The organism is Bradyrhizobium sp. 192, assembly GCF_023100965.1.
Taxonomy (GTDB): domain Bacteria; phylum Pseudomonadota; class Alphaproteobacteria; order Rhizobiales; family Xanthobacteraceae; genus Bradyrhizobium; species Bradyrhizobium symbiodeficiens.
Genome location: NZ_CP064690.1, coordinates 1,191,516 through 1,208,202, shown reverse-complemented (window position 1 = coordinate 1,208,202; position 16,687 = coordinate 1,191,516). Strand labels below are relative to the sequence as shown.

Sequence of the window (16,687 nt, the reverse complement as noted above, 5' to 3'; positions counted from 1 at the left end):
GGGCACCGATGCGATCGCTCAAGCTCGATACGCCGAAATCCCTGTCGCAGCGCGTGATGCAGCGGCTGCGCCAGGCGATCATCGACGGCGAGTTCGCGCTGGGAGCGGCCATCTCCGAGGAGATGGTGGCGAATTCCTTCGGCGTCAGCCGTACGCCGGTGCGCGAGGCGATGAACCAGTTGCAGGCGCAAGGCCTCGTGGTGATCCGCCCGCAAGTCGGGAGTTTCGTGTTCACGCCGAGTGCGGACGACATCAACGCGCTCTGCACCTTCCGCATCGCGCTGGAGCCCAAAGCGGCGGAGCTTTCCTGCCGTCACGATCGCGACGGTGCGGTCGCCGCGATCAGCGAGGCCATTGCGGCGATGGAGCCGGCGGTCAATACGAAGGACAACATCGCTTATGGCCGCGCCGATGCGGCCTTTCACGAGGCGCTGTTCGCCCATTGCGGCAACCGTTATCTCGCCGAATCCTATCAGCTGGCCTCCGGCCGCGTCGCCGCGCTCCGCACCAATCTGACCTCGCCGATCGACGTGCGGACCCGCACCTCGTTCGACGAGCATCGCAGGCTGCTCGAACTGTTCGCGCGCGGCGAGTTCGCCGCCTTCGAGGAATTGATGACCACGCATATCACCAATTCGGGCGTGGTCTACGCCAAGGCCTTGAAGGTGGAGGCCTTGAAGGTGGAGGCGTGGGGCGTGGAATGAGCGGTCCTACCGCCCTTCCCTCGGTCCCGGCCTGTCCAGAAAATCCAGCGCGGTGTTGATCTGCTCGAGCTGGTGCTCGATCCTGTCGCGGTCCTCGACCGAGGGCGCCTTTTCGAGCTGCTCCACGAGCTTCTGCTTTCGCAACAGCAGGTTCTCAATGACTGAACTCACAGCTCCCCCATCGCGAGAGGCGAACATTTGAGAGCGCGCGCGAGCCGGGCTCGCGGCGACGCCTCCATCAGAATGTCTGCGCATGCGGATGGTTCCTGCGGGCGCGCATGCGGATGGAACTAGCGGCGCAGGCTGGTCCAGACGCCACCCAGGATCAGCAGGCCGCCGAGAAGATGGATCAGCTTCGGCGGTTCGCCGAGGATGGCGAACGACAGCAGCGCGCTTGCGATCGGCCCGAGATAGAGCACGAGCGAGGTTCGCACCGAGCCGAACTTGCCGCCGAGCCAGGCGAAGCCGGCATAAGCGAGCAGGCCGGGAACGATCCCGGCGAAGACATAGGCCGACAACGCCCTGGTGCTGAAGACCTGCCCCGGCGTCGACCACATCTCTATGGCCGCGAGCGGCAGCGAGAACAGGGCGCCGGCGCCCGAGAACAGGCTGATGCGTGCCAGCAGCGAGGCCTTTGGCGCGGCGCGCGATTGCAGCAGCGTGTAGCCGGACCAGCCGAGCATCGCGATCACGACGAGGCCGTCGCCCGCCGCGGTCTGAAGTTCGATCAGGGTTTGCGGATGGCCGCCGGAGATGATGAGCAGCGCACCGGCGAGCGCCAGCGCCGTGCCGAGCCATTGCAGCGGACCGACATGCTCCATGCCGCGCATGGCCGAGATCAACAGCACCGTGATCGGCGACAGCGCCATGATCAGCGCGATGTGGATCGCCGTCGTCGAGACGCCGGCGGCGTAGACCGGACCGCCGCACAGGAACATGCCCATGAAGCCGGCGGCGAGGATCGGCCAGAGATTTCGGCCAAGCGCCACGCGGCCATCGCGGATCTCCCTGAGCGCGATCGGCGCGAGCCCAATTGCGACGATGCTCCAGCGGAAGAAGGCGAGCGCGAAGGGCGGGACGGAGCCTGCGAGCCCCCGCGCCAGAACTTGATTGGAAGCCTGCGCCGTTGCGACCAGGACGAAGCCGATCAGCGCAAACACGCCGAGCCAAGCACCGGCGGACGATGTTGTGGCCACGACCGCCTCACGATCGCCCTCTGATGTTTCCCTGCCCATCGCGTGATCGAATACTCCATGACGACTGCGGTGAGAACCCGGATCGCCGCATGCGACGATTGCGGTGGTCAGTGGGTCGAGACGACGCCCGCCAACTGCACCGGTCCGACATGGGTGCGGGTGACGGAGACCGAGAACACCGCCAGCAGCGCGCACAGCATGCAGACCCTCATCCGCACCGTCCGGCGGTCGGTGATCGGCAGGAACAGGAAAAACAACATCGCCAGGATCAGCAGCGCGTCGATCAGAAACATGGGGCTCTCCTTCCAGATGGGAGAGAGCATGACGCGATGGCACCGGCCGGACTGTGGAAGGCATCACACACCTGGTGGCACCGAGCCGGGCTACGCTGGGAGATGACGAAGCGGCACGCGCTCTTGAACGGTTAACGTGCCTGGACTGCCGTCCGGGAACCTCGATCTTTCACGCGTCCGTCGGTTGTATTCGGGGACGCGGAGTCCTATGCGTAGGCGCCATGGACACCCAGATGATCACCGCCGCAAAGCCCCTGATGGCTCAGGCGCGCCCACGCAAGCCGGCGCCGTTCCTCCCGATGAGCCGCACCGAGATGGATGCGCTCGGCTGGGACGCTTGCGACATCGTGCTGGTGACCGGGGATGCCTATGTCGACCATCCCAGTTTCGGCATGGCCATCATCGGCCGGCTGCTGGAGGCGCAGGGCTTTCGCGTCGGCATCATCTCGCAGCCGGACTGGCACTCGGCCGAGCCTTTCAAGGTGCTGGGCAAACCAAGAGTGTTCTTCGGCGTCACCGGCGGCAACATGGACTCCATGGTGAACCGCTACACCGCCGACCGCCGCATCCGCAGCGACGACGCCTATACGGCCGGCGGCGAAGGCGGCAAGCGGCCGGACCGCTGCACCGTCGTCTACGCCCAGCGCTGCCGCGAGGCGTTCAAGGACGTGCCGATCGTGCTCGGCGGCATTGAGGCCTCGCTACGCCGGATCGCGCATTACGACTATTGGTCGGACAAGGTGCGCCGCTCGGTGCTCGCCGATGCGAAGGCCGACCTGCTGCTCTACGGCAATGCCGAACGCGCCGTGGTCGAAGTCGCGCAGCGGCTCGCCGCCGGCGAAACGCCGCGCGCGCTGGACGACATCAGAGGCGTCGCGCTGTTTCGCCGCGTGCCTGAGGACTATGAGGAGCTGCACGCCGACGATCTCGATTCGGCCGACGAGGGCGCGACGCGCCAGAAGGGCTTAACCGTGATCCGCCTGCCGGCACTGGAGCAGGTCGAGCAGGACAAGGAAGCCTATGCCCGCGCCTCGCGCGTGCTGCATCGGGAGAGCAATCCCGGCAATGCGCGGCCGCTGGTGCAGCGCCACGGCGACCGCGATCTCTGGCTCAACCCGCCGCCGATCCCGCTGACCAGCGACGAGATGGACGCGGTCTACGACCTGCCTTACGCGCGCGCGCCGCATCCGTCCTATGGCGATGCGAAGATCCCGGCGTGGGACATGATCAAGTTCTCGGTGACGATCATGCGCGGCTGCTTCGGCGGCTGCACCTTCTGCTCGATCACCGAGCACGAAGGCCGCATCATCCAGAACCGCTCGGAAGGTTCGATCCTGCGCGAGATCGAACTCATCCGCGACAAGACGCCGGGCTTCACCGGCGTGATCTCGGACATTGGCGGCCCCACCGCCAACATGTACCGGATGGCGTGCAAGGACCCGAAGGTCGAGGCCGCGTGCCGGCGTCCCTCCTGCGTCTTCCCGGAGATCTGCCCGAACCTCAACACCTCGCATGACGACCTCATCCGGCTCTATCGCAAGGTGCGCGAGACCAAGGGTATCAAGAAGGTGATGGTCGCCTCGGGCGTGCGCTACGACTTGGCGGTCGAGAGCCCGGAATACATCAAGGAGCTCGTCACCCATCACGTCGGCGGTTACCTCAAGATCGCACCCGAACATACCGAGCGCGGCCCGCTCGACAAGATGATGAAGCCCGGCATCGGCGCCTACAACAAGTTCAAGCGCATGTTCGACGAAGCGGCCGAGCGCGCGGGCAAGAAGTATTATCTGATCCCCTATTTCATCGCGGCACATCCGGGCACGACCGACGAGGACATGATGAACCTCGCGCTGTGGCTGAAGAAGAACCGCTATCGCGCCGACCAGGTGCAGACCTTCCTGCCCTCGCCGATGGCGACCGCGACCGCGATGTACCACACCGGCGTCAACCCGCTGCGCGGCGTGCGCCGCGGCGGCAGCGACAAGGTCGAGGCCATCAAGGGCCTGCGCCAGCGCCGCCTGCACAAGGCCTTCCTGCGCTATCACGACCCCGACAATTGGCCCGTGCTGCGCGAGGCCCTGATCGAGATGGGCCGCCGCGACCTGATCGGCTCGCAGCCGCACCAGCTCGTGCCGGCGCACCAGCCGCCCGGCACCGGCAAGGCCGCGGGGACACGGCGTCCGGTACGGCCGGGCGACAAGACGCAGCGGTTCACGACCAAGGGATTGCGGGTGATGAAGTAGGGCGGAAGCCGGACGGCTTCCGAGCCAGCGCGTTTCCGTTGTACCGGCCAAGCAAAAATATCGAAAACAACCCTAATGCACAGTAGCCGGCATGAGGGAAATCAAGGGGTTACGTCGCCCGCAAAAACGACGATCCGTTGCAATATCGGGCTTTGACATCCCCTGTCGGGAGCGTCGGGCATTCAGGCCCGAGAGACCGTTTCACCCGTGATACCGCTCCAGCAGGCTCCGCTCCACCTTGCAGATATACGTGTATTTCGGATTGACGACCTGCGTGCAGCGGGCCTCCGCGATCTGGCCCAGCAGCATGTAGCCTTCGGCCGCCGGAATCTTCCAACCGTCCTCCATCCAGTAGACCATCTCCTCGAACGCGATCCGCATCGCGTCCTCGAGCGGGCGGGCGCATCCGAGGGTGCAGATGTGGGTCGCGGTCTCGATGCGCGGGTGATTCAGCCTCGCGGGGGCCTTGGCCAGCGAGACCTTGACGGTGAGGTTGGCCGCGATCTCGATTGCGCCCATGCCGTTGCATTCGCCGTCGCCCTGGATGGCATGGCAATCCCCCAGGAAAAGATGGGCACCGTCCTTGTTGACGCGGAAGAAGATGCTGTTGCCGGTGGTGATCTCCTGAACGTCCATGTTGCCGCCATGTGGGCCGTTGTCGACGGTGAGAACCGCGCCGTGAACCGGCGCAACGCCGGCCACGCCGATCATCGGCTTGACGGGCAGCTTCAGATGCTCGTTCCAGTGAACGAGGCCGTCCTTGACCTCGACGACGCGGGTCTGGATGCCGAACTCCTTGCGCCTGACCCAATCGGGAAACATGCCGATGCCGGGCCACAGCGCGGTGAAGCCGAGCTTGTCGAGCTCCATGTCCACCACGTCGAGGCGCAGCATGTCGCCCGGCTTTGCGCCGCGCACCTCGATCGGACCGGTGGCGCCGTTCACGAAGGGCATCGTCACGTCGGCCTCGGTCAACTGCTGCCCGAGGTGACGAATGGTGCCGTCATTGGCGTTGATGGCACACTCCACCACGAAGGTTTCGCCCGGCTCGACGCTCGCGATGAACTCGTCGTCACCGGACAGCGCGTATTTGATGTTGCCGGCCTTGCTGATGCGCTTGGACATGGTCTCTCCCTGGGCGTCTCGGAATATGAATGGTCGCTCGAAGTCAGGCCTGTCGCCGCCACGGGATCAGCAGCCGTTCGATCTTGCCGACGAGCCAGGTCAGGACGAGCGCGAGGACGATCGTCACGACGAGCGCAGCGAAGACCTTGGGGATGATATAGAGTGAGCCGGCCTTGAAGATCGCGTGGCCCAGCCCTTCCGATGACGACATGAACTCTCCGACGATGGCGCCGATCAGCGCAAAGCCGACGGTCAGCTTCAGCCCCGCGAAGATGTCCGTGAGCGACGCCGGAACGACGAGCTTGCGGAAGATCTGGAACTTCGAGGCGCCGAGCGTCTTCATGAGATTGATCTGGTCGCCGTCGACGCCGATCGCTCCCTTGTAGGACGTCACCAGCGCGACGATCACCACCGACAGGGTGGACATCGCGACCTTCGAGACCAGTCCGGTGCCGAACCAGATGATCACGATGGGGGCGAGCGCGATGATGGGGATCGATCCGAGCGCGATCACGAATGGCTGGACGACGCGGGAAACGAAGCGCGAATACCAGAGCGACAAACCGAGCAGCGTGCCGACCAGATTGCCCATGAAGAAGCCGAGCAACGTCTCCATGCCGGTGACGCCTGCATCGCGCCACAAGCTTCCGTCCTTTGCCATCTGCACAAGGAAGCCGGCGATGGCCGACGGCGATCCGAACATGAAGGCCGCTTGGCTGCCCTTCGGCGTGGCGTATTCCCACAGGACGAGAAGAGCAGCCAGGACGAGCATTTGGGTGGCGAGCACGGCAAGGCCGTCGCGCAGTCTCTTCCATCTGGCGCGGGCCAGTGGCGATGCAACGCTTCCGGCAGGCTTCGACGCGTCCACCATGCGGGTCTCGATGCCTGTCGTCATTGGATCGCGATATCGAGATCGGCCCAGATGCGCCGGACATATTGGCTGAAATCCGGCCTCTCGCGCAGCGAGATCATGTCGCCGCGGTCGGCACCGAACTCGATCCGGTAGGTCGTCTTGACCCGCGTCGGACGCCGCGTCAGCACGACGACGCGATCGGCCAGCGACACCGCTTCCTCGATGTCATGGGTGATGAGCAGCATCGAACGCCCGCCCTTGCGCACGAGATCCACCATGTCGTTCTCGATCAGCAACTTGGTCTGGAAGTCGAGTGCGGCGAATGGTTCGTCCAGCAGCAACACGTCCGGATCGTTCACAAGGGTCCGCGCCAGCGCCACGCGCTGCCGCATGCCGCCCGACAGCGTCGAGGGGTAATGGTCCGCGAACCCGTGCAGCCCGAGCTGATCGAGCATGGCCCGGCTGCGGTCTTCCGCCTCTGCGGCAGCGACGCCGCGGATCTCGAGGCCGAGCATGGTGTTGCCGAGCGCGGTGCGCCAGGGCAGCAGCAGATCCTTCTGCAACATGTAGCCGACGTTTTGCGGCTGACCGGAAACCTGCCGGCCATGCCAGCGGATGCGGCCCGCATCGGGCGCCAGCAGGCCGCACAGCGTGTTGAGCAGCGTGGTCTTGCCGCAGCCGGAAGGGCCGACGATGCTGACGATTTCGCCCTTGCGCAGCGTCATGCTGAGATCGGCGATGACAGGCACGACCTGGCCATCGAGATCGTAGCCTTTGGCGACATGCTCGACCGCGAGCGGGAGGGCGGCGCCGTCCACGGCCCCACCCTCACCGGGGTTCGCGTATGTGGCAGCCTCGGCGATCATTTCAGGCTTGCAATCGCCTTTTCAGCGAACGAGTTGTCGATGATCTGCTCGAACGAAACCGATCCCTTGGCATTGCCGAGGTAGATCTGCATGTCCATGAGATTCTTCCACTGATCCTGCTTGGTGATCACGGACTGCGCCGGGATCAAATATTTCAGCTCCGCGTCGATCGCTTTGTCGACGACCTCGCCGGGCAGATCCGGAAACTCTTTCCGTGCAACCTCCTTGGCCAAGGCCGGATCGGCGTAAGTCTTGCGCGAGGCCTCCTCGAACGAGGTGACGAGCGCCTGCACCATTTCAGGATCTTTCTGGATGGTCGAGGGCAACACCATGATTCCGGTGTTGCAAAACGGCCCGACATAATTCGAGAAATCGAACACGACCTTGGCGCCTTGCGCCTCCGCGGCGGCGACACTCGGCTGATAGGCGACCGCCATGTCGGCCTGCCCTGCCAGCATCGCCGCGATCTCGGTCCCGGGATTGACGGGAACGATCGTGGCGTCGGTACCCAGCTTGAGCCCGGCTTTTTCCAGCATCCGCTTTGTGACGCTGAAGTTGGTGTTGGGCTCCGGCGAGGTGACGATCTTGAGACCCTTGAACTCCTTCGGATCGGTGATCGGCTTGAGCGTCTTGGAGACGCCGAAATAATGTGCGCGCTGCACGACCGTTCCCACAACGACACCGGGGCCGCCATTCTCGCGTGAGATCTGCGCCATGGTCGCATCGCCGATCGCGAAGTCCGCGGAGCCGCCGAGCACGGCCGCGAAAGTCTGGGTGTCGCCGCCGGCGGCGCTCACCTTCATGTCGAGACCGTTCTTCTTGAAGATGCCGGCATGCATGCCGACGTAGAGGTTGATGTAGCCCAGATTGTGCACGGCCTCGCTGAAGCGAACGGTCTTGAGCCCGGCGGCGGACGCGGTACGGGATCCCATGAGCGGTGCGGCGCCGATGCCGGCAACGAGCATCGACGAGGCTGCGAGGAATCGGCGGCGGTTGAGCACACGACCACTCGGCGTGGCCGGAGGACGAACATGATTGGTCATGGCGCAAAATTCTCCAGAGCTGCTGAAAGGCAGCTCAAAGACTAGGCGCCGACCTCCGCGCATCAAGGCGAAATAAGCGACGCATTCTGCACGTGATTTGAACCTGGCGATGAATATGTCGCGCGGGTGGCGCGAACGCTGGATTCTTGATCTCGTTGCGCCTCATTTCCGCTCGTTATGCAATCGGTCAGCGGGAAACGGCGGCGGACCGAGATCGATTCCGTCATTTTTGACATTATCGATGCACAAAGAATTTGCAGAACCGCAATGCGTTTGCAGGTTCCATTCCCCTCGAGCGGATTCCGCAGGTTACGGATTGACGCGCACTGAGGAGAAGCGGCCGGTCAGCGCGCCGCCACACTTCTCCGCTGCGATCCGGCTGGCGCGAGTGCCCTGCTGCGGCGCGGACGTCGTTGTGCCGTCTTTCTTTTCAGTATCCGCGTTGCGCAACTGTTCGAACAGATTGCTCACGAGGCCGCGCAAACGCACATTCTCGGACTTCAGCTCGTTCATCTGCTGAACGGCGCGGACGTCCAGGCTGCCGAAGCTGCGGCGCCAGCGATAGAACGTGCGCTCGGTAATGCCGGCAGCCTTGCAGATTTCTGCAATCGACACCCCGGAGCTCGCCTCGGCAAGGAGATGAATAATCTCATTCTCAGTGAAACGGGACCGCCTCATCGATCTCTCCCTCGGCCCGCCATTTGCACGGAACACCGCGCAGGGCCTGAGGCCAAGTATAGCCGAAGGATTGCCGCAGCCTAGAATATCCGAGGACGATTTTGCCGGTCGCGCCCGTGGCGCCCCCCGGAACGGTCGCCCGCCCGCGAGAGAGCACCCGCCACGCCTGGAGTTCATCCGATGCAACGCCACCACGAGATAGCCAGTACGCCCGAAAACATGGTCTGGGGCTATCTGGACTGCAGCACACGACCTGTGCTGGAAATCAACTCCGGCGACAGCGTGACGCTGCACAGCTTCCCGGCAGGAGGCAAGGAGACGCTGCCGGACGACCTCTCGCTGGTCCCCGAGGACTATCGAGTTGCCCTCGAGACGATGCAGCCGGGGCCGGGACCTCACTTCATCACCGGCCCCGTTTATGTGCGCGGCGCCAATGTCGGCGACACCCTCCAGGTCGATATCCTCAACGTGAAAGTTCGCCAGGATTGGGGCTTCGTGTCGATCCTTCCTCTGCTCGGAACGCTGCCGGACGAGTTCACGGATTATGAAACGATCCATCCGGTGATCGACCGCGAGCGCGAGGTCTGCATCATGCCATGGGGCACCGAGATTCCGCTCGCGCCCTTTTTCGGCATCATTGCCACGGCCCCGCCGCCAAGCTGGGGCCGCTGCGGGTCGCCCGTTCCGCGCGCCTTCGGCGGCAACATGGACAACAAGGAGCTGCGGGCCGGCACGACGCTGTATCTGCCGGTGTTCAACGAGGGCGCATTGTTCTTCGCCGGTGACGGCCACGGCGTGCAGGGCGACGGCGAAGTCTGCATCACCGCCCTCGAGACGGGCGTCACCGGGACCTTCCGCTTGACGGTTCGCAAGGACATGGGCCTCCAATGGCCCTTTGCCGAGAGCGCCACGCATCTGATGTCGATCGGGCTCGACGAGGATCTCGATGACGCCGCCAAGCAGGCCGTCCGGGAAATGGTCAAGCACGTCTGCGCGCGGACCAACCGCACGCGTAACGAGGCCTACATGCTGTGCTCGCTGGCCGGCAACCTGCGGGTCACCCAACTCGTCGACGGCAACAAGGGCATTCACATGCTGCTACCCAAAGCGCTGCTTTAGGTCGACGCAAGAGATCAAGACAGCACAACACCTCTCCACCTCAGCTCCCCATCGGCCGACGCGCTGGCCCCTCGCGTTCGGCAACGACGTCGACTTGACTTCCAAACCATCATGTAACATATAAAGTTACATGAAACGGGATTCCCGACTTTCCGGTGTTCTCCACGTCCTCCTGCACATGGCGCAGCAGCCCGGGCCGTTCACGTCCGAGACGCTGGCCAAGGCCATGGACACCAACCCGGTGGTGATCCGCCGCATCATGGCGGGTCTGCGGGAGATCGGCTACGTCCGCTCCGAGAAGGGGCACGGCGGCGGCTGGACGATCGCCTGCGACCTGTCGAAGGTGACGTTGCGCGACGTCTATGCCGCGCTCGGCAATCCCCCGCTGCTGGCGATGGGCAACCGGACCGAGGCGCCCGGCTGTCTGGTCGAGCAGGCCGTCAATGCCGCGCTCGATCAGGCCTTTGACGATGCGGAGGCGCTGCTGCTGGAACGGCTCGGCGAGGTGACGCTGGCGATGCTGGGCGAGGATCTTCGCAAGCGGCTCGGGTCTCGAAAAATCCACGACATCAGCGCGCATCGCGCGTGAACGGCTCCATTCACGGGGACAACATCATGACCGACATTCAAGCCGCATTCTCCGATCCACAATTCGTGGCGAGATACACCGAGGGGCCGCGGCGCTTCGTGCCGGGCTATGACGCCATGCAGTCAATGACGGCGATTCTGCTCGCCGAAAGCGTCCCCGGCGATGGGCAGGTGCTCGTCCTCGGCGCGGGTGGCGGCCTCGAGCTCAAGGCGTTCGCGCAAGCGCATCCCGGCTGGCGCTTCGACGGCGTCGATCCGTCCGCGGCGATGCTGGCGCTGGCCGGGCAGACCCTGGGGCCGCTCGCACCCAATGCACGCCTCCATCAAGGCTATATCGATGACGCGCCGGAGGGACCGTTCGACGGTGCCACCTGCCTGCTGACCCTGCACTTCGTCGATGTCACCGAGCGGCGGCGCATCGCCTCGGAGGTCCACCGCCGGCTCAAGCCGCGCGCACCGTTCGTGGTCGCGCATCTGAGCGCGCCCGACGGCGAGGAAGAGCGCCCGCTGTGGCTGTCGCGCTACTCGGCGTTCTTGGCCGCCTCCGGCGTCGAGCCCGAGCAGGCGGCGGCCGCGCGGAACGCCGTCACCAACCATCTGGAAATTCTCGCACCCGCGCAGGACGAGGTGATCTTGCGCGAGGCCGGCTTCTCCGACCCCGCGCTGTTCTACACCGGCTTCGCCTTCCGCGGCTGGGTGGCGTACGCGTGAGGCATCACGCGAGCCTCACCTCTCCACCGGCGCTCCCGTCCGCGATGATACCGGCTGGAAATGAGCACCAGCGGCCTGGTGTCACGATGGTCGCAGCTCGAGACTTCGGCGATGATCGGCGTGTGGTCGCCGACATCGACGTGACGCGTGACCTCGCAGCCGAACCAGGCGATGCATCCCGCAAGACGCGACAGGCGGTCGACGATGTCGCAATCCGGCGTCGTGCCGGTGTTCGGCTGGCAGGCGAAATGCCGCGATCAAAGGCGGCTTGCAGACCGAATGACGATGGCTTCCTCCGGACAGTTGGCCTGGGCGACATAAGCCTTGTCGACGAGTTCCGGCGGAACACAGCCGCTCAGGGCCTCCCGGGCATTGCCGAACTCATCAAGCTCGAACAATTCGGGAGCGAGTGCCTTGCAGCGCGCGTGTCCCTGACATTTTTCGGGGTCGACGTGAATGAAGATCGAGGTCATGTCTTGTCCTTGTTCAATGATCCGCCTGCCTGGACCCAATCTGGATATCCCGCATCAGGTCGCGACCGAGAACTGCGGAGCTTGCCAGCACGCCGCCGACCAGCGCCCCGATCACGCCATCCGTCGTGACGTCCTGACCGGAGAGAAACAGTCCATCGATCGGTGTCGCGGCTCTCAGCCAGCTCTGGCGAAACCGCTGCGGCGAACTTTCGATGCCCATGAACCCGCCGCGCTCGCGCTTGACGAAGGTCTCGTAACTCAGCGGCGTCGATATCTCGACGTAGTCGAGAGCCGATCTTGCCGCCGGAACGTGCCGGAACAATTCGGCGAGCAATCGCTCCTTGATCGCATTCTTGAGTGCCAGATAGTCCTCGCCCCGTTTCATCCACCGCGATCCCGCCCATTTTTCGAAATGCCTGAAGTCGGTGTAGCCGTACATCTCGACGGTGGATTTGCCGGGACATTCGGCGTCGAAGGATGGGTCCTTGGCCGACGGAAAGGTCGTGAACGTCCACGGGAAAGGCGCCGCGAAGTCGCGGCGATGCGCGGCAAGATTGGCCTCGAAGTCGTTGGACGGATGCGCCCAGATGTTGCTGCCATCGAAGCCGAGCTCCTGCGCCGGGCGGTTGAACCCGATATTGGCGCCGACGACCGTATAGCTCTCCACCACCTGCCCGACGGCGCCGTCGAGCCCCGCCTCGGTCCGGACGTCGGCCGGCAGCAGCCGCCCGAAGGTGTTGTGCACGCCGGCATTGCTGATCACCAGCGGACAGGCCACGACTTCACCCGACGCCAGCCGAACACCCGTGGTCCTGCCGCGATCGACCATGATCTCGGCCACTTCGGCGCCGTGCAGCACCACGCCGCCGGCCGCTTCGATGATCGGAACGATTGCGCGGCCGAAAGCCGCCCCGCCGCCGACCGGATAGTGCCCGCCATTGAGATAATGCTTCGCCAGCATGCAGTGCATGGCGAACGAGCTCTTGCTCGGTTCGAGGCTGTAGTCGCCCCAGTTGGCGCAGATCACGGCGATCAGTTCCGGATCGTCGGTCAGTTCGCGGAGAACGTCGATCGTCAGCCGGTCCGAATAGTCGTGGAACGTCCCGCACAAGCGGTCGTAGGCGTCGGCGGCGCGCGATTGAGGCAGCGCTTTCTGTGCGAAATAGCCGGCGGACGACTTCGATACGGCGCGAACGAGATCGAGATAGCGATCGATCGCGCTCGCTTGCCCGGGGAAGTAGCTCTTCAGCGCCGCGGCATATTCAGCAGCTCCCGCCGGAATGTCGTAGCGGCGTTCGCCGATGACCATGCGATTATAGATCGACGGCAGCGGTGCCCATTCGATCGCGCCGCCGGTGACCGTGTCGAACAGTTTCCAGGTCGTGGTCTGCGGCGAGCCGACATCGCCGATGTAGTGCAGACCGACGCTCCAGCGATAGCCCTTGCGCGTGTAGCTCTGGGTCAGCCCGCCGATCACATTGTGCTGCTCCAGAACGAGAACCCGGCGGCCATTCTGGGCAAGCAGCGAGGCCGCGCTCAATCCTCCCATCCCTGATCCGATCACCAGGGCATCGAATTGCCCCTCGATGCCGGACGACTTGCGATAGGGCGCGCCGACGGTCTGCATGCTGGTCTCCAGACTTCAATGAACGAATGTCACGGCCGCCGCGCAGGCGGTCGCGTGGTGCGACGAAAAGTCGGTGCGCCACCGTGCCAAATCACGCGAGCCGTCCGGCAGGTCATCGCGACCGCGTGCGCTTCAGCACGGATACGGACTGACGTAGGGAGCCACGAAGCGTCGTTCGACCAGCTTCTTGATGTTTCCGAGTCCTATCAGGGCCTCCTCATCCATCCGCTCGAGCTGTTCGACGGTCGGCTCCGACGGACGATTCGGATTGGTGAGTTCTCGCGTGTAGCGCGTGCGTCCGTCTTCGCCGGCGAATGTGTAGCGAATGACGATCGGGCCCATGAAGTCGGTATCGGCCTTGCAAGCCCAGACGCTCGGTCGCGTGCTCTCGATCACGGTCCATCGCAGCTCGATCATGCCGCGGCGGATCTGCCATTCCTCGCGAAAGGTCTGCCCGAGCTTCAAGGGTTCGTTCGGACCTTCGATCTTGTGCGAGGCGGCCAGCCACTCCGGCCAGGAATGCGGATTGCAGACATAGTCGAACACCGCCTCCGGCGGAGTATCGATGAGAATGTCGTGTTTTCGGACGAAGAGCATCGGTCCTCCAGGTGTCGGGGAATGTTGGTCAACGAGCCGCCAAAATGAGCGGAAGCAGGCGAGGGCCGCGCACGGCGCCTTCGGACCACGTCATCGGACGCGTCGGATCGAGGGTGAAATCAGGAACCCGCTTCAGCCACTCCTCCAGCGCGATCCGCATCTCCATCCTCGCGAGGTTCGAACCGATGCAGCGATGAATGCCGAGCCCGAAGGCCACATGCGGATTCTCCGCCCGGTCGATCCGGACGGTGTCGGGATCGGCGAACTTCTCGGGATCGCGATTGGCTGCGGGGAACGACACCATGACCATTTCGCTCTTCCGCATCGGACAGCCGCCGAGTTCAGTGTCGTCGACGATCTCGCGCGCCATCGTGACCGGCGAATAGGCGCGCAGGAACTCCTCGATCGCGCTTTCCAGCAGCGCGGGCTCTCGCACCAGACGCTCGCGGTCGGCGGGATGGGTGGCGAGATGCCAGAGCGAGGATCCGATGGCACTCCAGGTGGTGTCGATGCCCGCGACCAGCAGCAGACGCAACGCGCCGAGGACCTGGCCGTCCGAGAACGGCTGCCCGTCCGGGCGGCGGGCGGCGATCAGGAAGCTGACGAGGTCATCCCCCGGCGCCCTGCGCCGCGCTGCGATCTGCCTCGCGAAATAGTCCGCGATTTCCTGCTCGGCCTGCTTCAACGCCGCCTGGTTGGTGACGCCTTCCTGCAACGCCATGGTGATCCAGGAGCGGAACTGATCGCCGTCCTCGGCCGGTATCCCCAGCATGTGGGCGATGATCCGGACCGGAATATGCTGGGCGTAGTCGACCGCTCCGTCGCAGCGGTCCTGCGAGCGGATGCGATCGATCAGCTCGTTGCAGACCCGTCGCGTCTGGGGTTCGAGTTTCGCCACCTCCTGGGGCGTGAACGGGGCGATCAACGCCATGCGCATCGGCCGATGTTCGGGCGGATCGGAGGTGATCGGCGGCGCGTTCACCCGATACTCGCCTTCGCGGACGACCACCCGTCGCGACGAAAAGCGGTCGGGATGATAGGCGACCTCACGAATATCGGCGTAGCGGGTCGGGAAATAAACGCCGCTGTACCGCACGGTATGGGCAACCGGACAACGATCGCGCAAGCTCTGCCAAATCGGATAGGGATTGCCGACCCAAGCGGGATCAAGGTGATCCCAATCGCTGGTCCAATCGGTCACAGGAGCTCGCGCCATGCCTCCCCTTCCTCCCAGAACATGGTCATTTCCACGACCTTGATGTACTGATATATGAGATGATATATGACGACGCGTCAACCTCAATCTCGGCGCTCCGCCTCGCGCAAGCGGGCCGAGGCCAGTTCCGCCAGCCTGACCGAGCAGGCCTATACGCAGCTCGAGCAGATGATTGCGACGCTCGAGTTGCGGCCGGGCGCCTTCGTCTCCGAGAGCGACTTGTGTGAGCGTCTTGGCATCGGGCGCACGCCCGTTCGCGAGGCCATGCAACGGCTGGCGCGCGAGCACCTGCTCCAGATCATGCCGCGCAAGGGCTGCGTCGTATCGGACTGCCGCTTCGACGACGAACTGAGCGTGATCGAAGTCCGCAAGCCGCTCGAACTCGTCGTCGCGCGCGGCGCAGCACAACGTGCAAGGCCCGAACAACGCCAGCGTTTCGCCGAGATCGCCGACGACATCGCTGCGGCGCTGGACGGCAACGATTTCGACGCCTTCGCGCGGCTAGACCTGGAATTCAACCAGCTTTGCCTTGCGGCGTGCGGCAACGCGACCGCCACCTCGATGATGCGCCTGATCAGCACGCAGAACCGCAGGTTCTGGTTCATGCATCATGGCCGAACGCTGCCTCGCGAGGGCGTGGAGAGCCATGTCGACATCGCAAGAGCCATCGCCGACGGCGATGCCGATCGGGCAGCGGCGGCCGCCGAGCGCCTGCTGGCCTATGTGGAGCAACTTGCGCTGCGATCGAGACCCATGTGATCGAGGACCGTCAACTCTCCGAGAGCGACACATGTCCCAACCGGGACTCGGCGTGCGCCGCTGCGGCGGCGCGACCAAGATAACGACGCACTCCCCCTCACCTCTCCACCGGCGCTCCCGCCCCGCGATGATACCGGCTGGAAAAGAACACCAGCGGCGAGGTGTCGCCATGGCCGCAGGCCGAGACTTCGGCGATGATCAGCGTGTGGTCGCTGACATCGACGTGACGCGTGACCTCGCAGGCGAACCAGGCGACGCATCCCGACAGCCGCGGCAGGCCATCCACGATGTCGTAATCCGGACGGGCGCCGGTGTTCGGCTGGCTGGCGAAATGCCGCGAGAGGTCGCGGCCGTGATCAGGCAGGACGTTGACGCAGTAGCGTGAGGTCGCCGAGATCGCACGGTGCATGCGGCCGGGCATGACCGAGACCAGCACGGTCGGCGGCGACAGGCTGACGGTGACGAAGCTGTTCACGGTCATGCCGCAGACGCGGCCGTGCTCGTCGAGCGCTGTCAGCACCGCGACCCCGGTCGCAAAGCGCGAGGCGGCCTCGCGGAACGAGGCCGGATCGGCACGCGACATCTTGGTTTCCGCT

General features: G+C 64.6%; 20 protein-coding genes. 6 read left to right on the top strand and 14 right to left on the bottom strand.

Annotated elements, in window-relative coordinates; all coding sequences use genetic code 11:
* Nucleotides 1-8: 8 nt before the first annotated feature.
* Nucleotides 9-704 carry a GntR family transcriptional regulator gene (locus tag IVB24_RS05685; protein WP_247772310.1) on the top strand — a complete coding sequence of 232 codons (696 nt, stop codon included), beginning with the start codon at nt 9-11 and terminating at the stop codon, nt 702-704.
* Between the two features lie 6 nt (nt 705-710).
* On the opposite strand, the gene IVB24_RS05680 is transcribed toward IVB24_RS05685, so the two are convergent.
* The 3 genes from IVB24_RS05680 to IVB24_RS05670 all read right to left on the bottom strand — a co-directional run bounded on the left by IVB24_RS05680 (nt 711) and on the right by IVB24_RS05670 (nt 2,193).
* Nucleotides 711-875, bottom strand: a complete 165-nt coding sequence (locus IVB24_RS05680; protein WP_162859503.1) for a hypothetical protein — start codon at nt 873-875, stop codon at nt 711-713.
* A gap of 119 nt (nt 876-994) precedes the next feature.
* Complete coding sequence (locus IVB24_RS05675; protein WP_247772308.1) at nt 995-1,900, bottom strand: DMT family transporter; 906 nt, start codon at nt 1,898-1,900, stop codon at nt 995-997.
* A gap of 107 nt (nt 1,901-2,007) precedes the next feature.
* Nucleotides 2,008-2,193, bottom strand: coding sequence for a hypothetical protein (locus IVB24_RS05670; RefSeq protein WP_244607482.1), 186 nt, complete (start codon nt 2,191-2,193; stop codon nt 2,008-2,010).
* Nucleotides 2,194-2,414: 221 nt separating this feature from the next.
* On the opposite strand from IVB24_RS05670, the gene IVB24_RS05665 reads away from it, so the two are divergent.
* Nucleotides 2,415-4,436: a YgiQ family radical SAM protein gene (locus tag IVB24_RS05665; RefSeq protein ID WP_247772306.1), complete on the top strand. Its 2,022-nt coding sequence runs from the start codon at nt 2,415-2,417 to the stop codon at nt 4,434-4,436.
* A 201-nt stretch (nt 4,437-4,637) separates the two neighbouring features.
* On the opposite strand, the gene IVB24_RS05660 is transcribed toward IVB24_RS05665, so the two are convergent.
* The 5 genes from IVB24_RS05660 to IVB24_RS05640 all read right to left on the bottom strand — a co-directional run bounded on the left by IVB24_RS05660 (nt 4,638) and on the right by IVB24_RS05640 (nt 9,037).
* Nucleotides 4,638-5,561, bottom strand: a complete 924-nt coding sequence (locus IVB24_RS05660) for an acetamidase/formamidase family protein (protein WP_247772305.1) — start codon at nt 5,559-5,561, stop codon at nt 4,638-4,640.
* A 43-nt stretch (nt 5,562-5,604) separates the two neighbouring features.
* On the bottom strand, nt 5,605-6,432 hold the full coding sequence (locus IVB24_RS05655) for an ABC transporter permease (RefSeq protein WP_247774048.1): 828 nt from the start codon (nt 6,430-6,432) through the stop codon (nt 5,605-5,607).
* A 20-nt stretch (nt 6,433-6,452) separates the two neighbouring features.
* A complete protein-coding gene (locus IVB24_RS05650) occupies nt 6,453-7,280 on the bottom strand; it encodes an ABC transporter ATP-binding protein (protein WP_247772304.1) in 828 nt (275 codons plus the stop codon).
* On the bottom strand, nt 7,277-8,323 hold the full coding sequence (locus IVB24_RS05645) for an ABC transporter substrate-binding protein (RefSeq protein WP_247772303.1): 1,047 nt from the start codon (nt 8,321-8,323) through the stop codon (nt 7,277-7,279). The genes IVB24_RS05650 and IVB24_RS05645 overlap by 4 nt, the downstream gene beginning before the upstream one ends.
* 309 nt (nt 8,324-8,632) lie before the next feature.
* A complete protein-coding gene (locus IVB24_RS05640; protein WP_247772302.1) occupies nt 8,633-9,037 on the bottom strand; it encodes a transposase in 405 nt (134 codons plus the stop codon).
* Between the two features lie 144 nt (nt 9,038-9,181).
* On the opposite strand from IVB24_RS05640, the gene IVB24_RS05635 reads away from it, so the two are divergent.
* From IVB24_RS05635 to IVB24_RS05625, 3 genes are all read left to right on the top strand, one after another.
* The gene (locus IVB24_RS05635) at nt 9,182-10,120 is read left to right on the top strand and encodes an acetamidase/formamidase family protein (protein ID WP_094976473.1); all 939 of its coding nucleotides are present in this window, start codon (nt 9,182-9,184) and stop codon (nt 10,118-10,120) included.
* 130 nt (nt 10,121-10,250) lie between these two features.
* On the top strand, nt 10,251-10,709 hold the full coding sequence (locus IVB24_RS05630; protein WP_094976472.1) for an Rrf2 family transcriptional regulator: 459 nt from the start codon (nt 10,251-10,253) through the stop codon (nt 10,707-10,709).
* A 26-nt stretch (nt 10,710-10,735) separates the two neighbouring features.
* Nucleotides 10,736-11,419: a class I SAM-dependent methyltransferase gene (locus tag IVB24_RS05625; protein WP_247772301.1), complete on the top strand. Its 684-nt coding sequence runs from the start codon at nt 10,736-10,738 to the stop codon at nt 11,417-11,419.
* Here the strand turns inward: IVB24_RS05625 and IVB24_RS05620 are convergent.
* The 5 genes from IVB24_RS05620 to IVB24_RS05600 form a co-directional block, all read right to left on the bottom strand.
* On the bottom strand, nt 11,377-11,592 hold the full coding sequence (locus IVB24_RS05620; RefSeq protein ID WP_247774047.1) for a flavin reductase: 216 nt from the start codon (nt 11,590-11,592) through the stop codon (nt 11,377-11,379). The two genes, IVB24_RS05625 and IVB24_RS05620, sit on opposite strands and share 43 nt — an antisense overlap.
* 84 nt (nt 11,593-11,676) lie before the next feature.
* Nucleotides 11,677-11,892, bottom strand: coding sequence for a ferredoxin (locus tag IVB24_RS05615; protein ID WP_247772299.1), 216 nt, complete (start codon nt 11,890-11,892; stop codon nt 11,677-11,679).
* A gap of 13 nt (nt 11,893-11,905) precedes the next feature.
* On the bottom strand, nt 11,906-13,519 hold the full coding sequence (locus tag IVB24_RS05610) for an NAD(P)/FAD-dependent oxidoreductase (protein WP_247772298.1): 1,614 nt from the start codon (nt 13,517-13,519) through the stop codon (nt 11,906-11,908).
* 132 nt (nt 13,520-13,651) lie between these two features.
* Nucleotides 13,652-14,116 carry an SRPBCC family protein gene (locus tag IVB24_RS05605; protein WP_247772297.1) on the bottom strand — a complete coding sequence of 155 codons (465 nt, stop codon included), beginning with the start codon at nt 14,114-14,116 and terminating at the stop codon, nt 13,652-13,654.
* Nucleotides 14,117-14,144: 28 nt separating this feature from the next.
* The gene (locus tag IVB24_RS05600; protein ID WP_247774046.1) at nt 14,145-15,332 is read right to left on the bottom strand and encodes a cytochrome P450; all 1,188 of its coding nucleotides are present in this window, start codon (nt 15,330-15,332) and stop codon (nt 14,145-14,147) included.
* Nucleotides 15,333-15,398: 66 nt separating this feature from the next.
* Here IVB24_RS05600 and IVB24_RS05595 point away from each other — a divergent pair, with 66 nt between their 5' ends.
* Nucleotides 15,399-16,091, top strand: a complete 693-nt coding sequence (locus IVB24_RS05595) for a GntR family transcriptional regulator (protein ID WP_247772296.1) — start codon at nt 15,399-15,401, stop codon at nt 16,089-16,091.
* 97 nt (nt 16,092-16,188) lie between these two features.
* Here IVB24_RS05595 and styB read toward each other — a convergent pair whose 3' ends face one another.
* The gene (gene styB / locus IVB24_RS05590) at nt 16,189-16,674 is read right to left on the bottom strand and encodes a styrene monooxygenase NADH-dependent flavin reductase subunit StyB (protein ID WP_247772295.1); all 486 of its coding nucleotides are present in this window, start codon (nt 16,672-16,674) and stop codon (nt 16,189-16,191) included.
* Between the last annotated feature and the right edge of the window lie 13 nt (nt 16,675-16,687).

What these genes read in the sequence shown, in the direction of transcription:
- IVB24_RS05685 (WP_247772310.1), top strand. Translation starts at nt 9, where the DNA reads ATGCGATCGCTCAAGCTCGATACGCCGAAATCCCTGTCGCAGCGCGTG.
- IVB24_RS05670 (WP_244607482.1), bottom strand. Translation starts at nt 2,193, where the DNA reads ATGTTTCTGATCGACGCGCTGCTGATCCTGGCGATGTTGTTTTTCCTG.
- IVB24_RS05665 (WP_247772306.1), top strand. Translation starts at nt 2,415, where the DNA reads ATGGACACCCAGATGATCACCGCCGCAAAGCCCCTGATGGCTCAGGCG.
- IVB24_RS05660 (WP_247772305.1), bottom strand. Translation starts at nt 5,561, where the DNA reads ATGTCCAAGCGCATCAGCAAGGCCGGCAACATCAAATACGCGCTGTCC.
- IVB24_RS05655 (WP_247774048.1), bottom strand. Translation starts at nt 6,432, where the DNA reads ATGGTGGACGCGTCGAAGCCTGCCGGAAGCGTTGCATCGCCACTGGCC.
- IVB24_RS05650 (WP_247772304.1), bottom strand. Translation starts at nt 7,280, where the DNA reads ATGATCGCCGAGGCTGCCACATACGCGAACCCCGGTGAGGGTGGGGCC.
- IVB24_RS05645 (WP_247772303.1), bottom strand. Translation starts at nt 8,323, where the DNA reads ATGACCAATCATGTTCGTCCTCCGGCCACGCCGAGTGGTCGTGTGCTC.
- IVB24_RS05635 (WP_094976473.1), top strand. Translation starts at nt 9,182, where the DNA reads ATGCAACGCCACCACGAGATAGCCAGTACGCCCGAAAACATGGTCTGG.
- IVB24_RS05630 (WP_094976472.1), top strand. Translation starts at nt 10,251, where the DNA reads ATGAAACGGGATTCCCGACTTTCCGGTGTTCTCCACGTCCTCCTGCAC.
- IVB24_RS05625 (WP_247772301.1), top strand. Translation starts at nt 10,736, where the DNA reads ATGACCGACATTCAAGCCGCATTCTCCGATCCACAATTCGTGGCGAGA.
- IVB24_RS05615 (WP_247772299.1), bottom strand. Translation starts at nt 11,892, where the DNA reads ATGACCTCGATCTTCATTCACGTCGACCCCGAAAAATGTCAGGGACAC.
- IVB24_RS05610 (WP_247772298.1), bottom strand. Translation starts at nt 13,519, where the DNA reads ATGCAGACCGTCGGCGCGCCCTATCGCAAGTCGTCCGGCATCGAGGGG.
- IVB24_RS05605 (WP_247772297.1), bottom strand. Translation starts at nt 14,116, where the DNA reads ATGCTCTTCGTCCGAAAACACGACATTCTCATCGATACTCCGCCGGAG.
- IVB24_RS05600 (WP_247774046.1), bottom strand. Translation starts at nt 15,332, where the DNA reads ATGGCGCGAGCTCCTGTGACCGATTGGACCAGCGATTGGGATCACCTT.
- IVB24_RS05595 (WP_247772296.1), top strand. Translation starts at nt 15,399, where the DNA reads ATGACGACGCGTCAACCTCAATCTCGGCGCTCCGCCTCGCGCAAGCGG.
- styB (WP_247772295.1), bottom strand. Translation starts at nt 16,674, where the DNA reads ATGTCGCGTGCCGATCCGGCCTCGTTCCGCGAGGCCGCCTCGCGCTTT.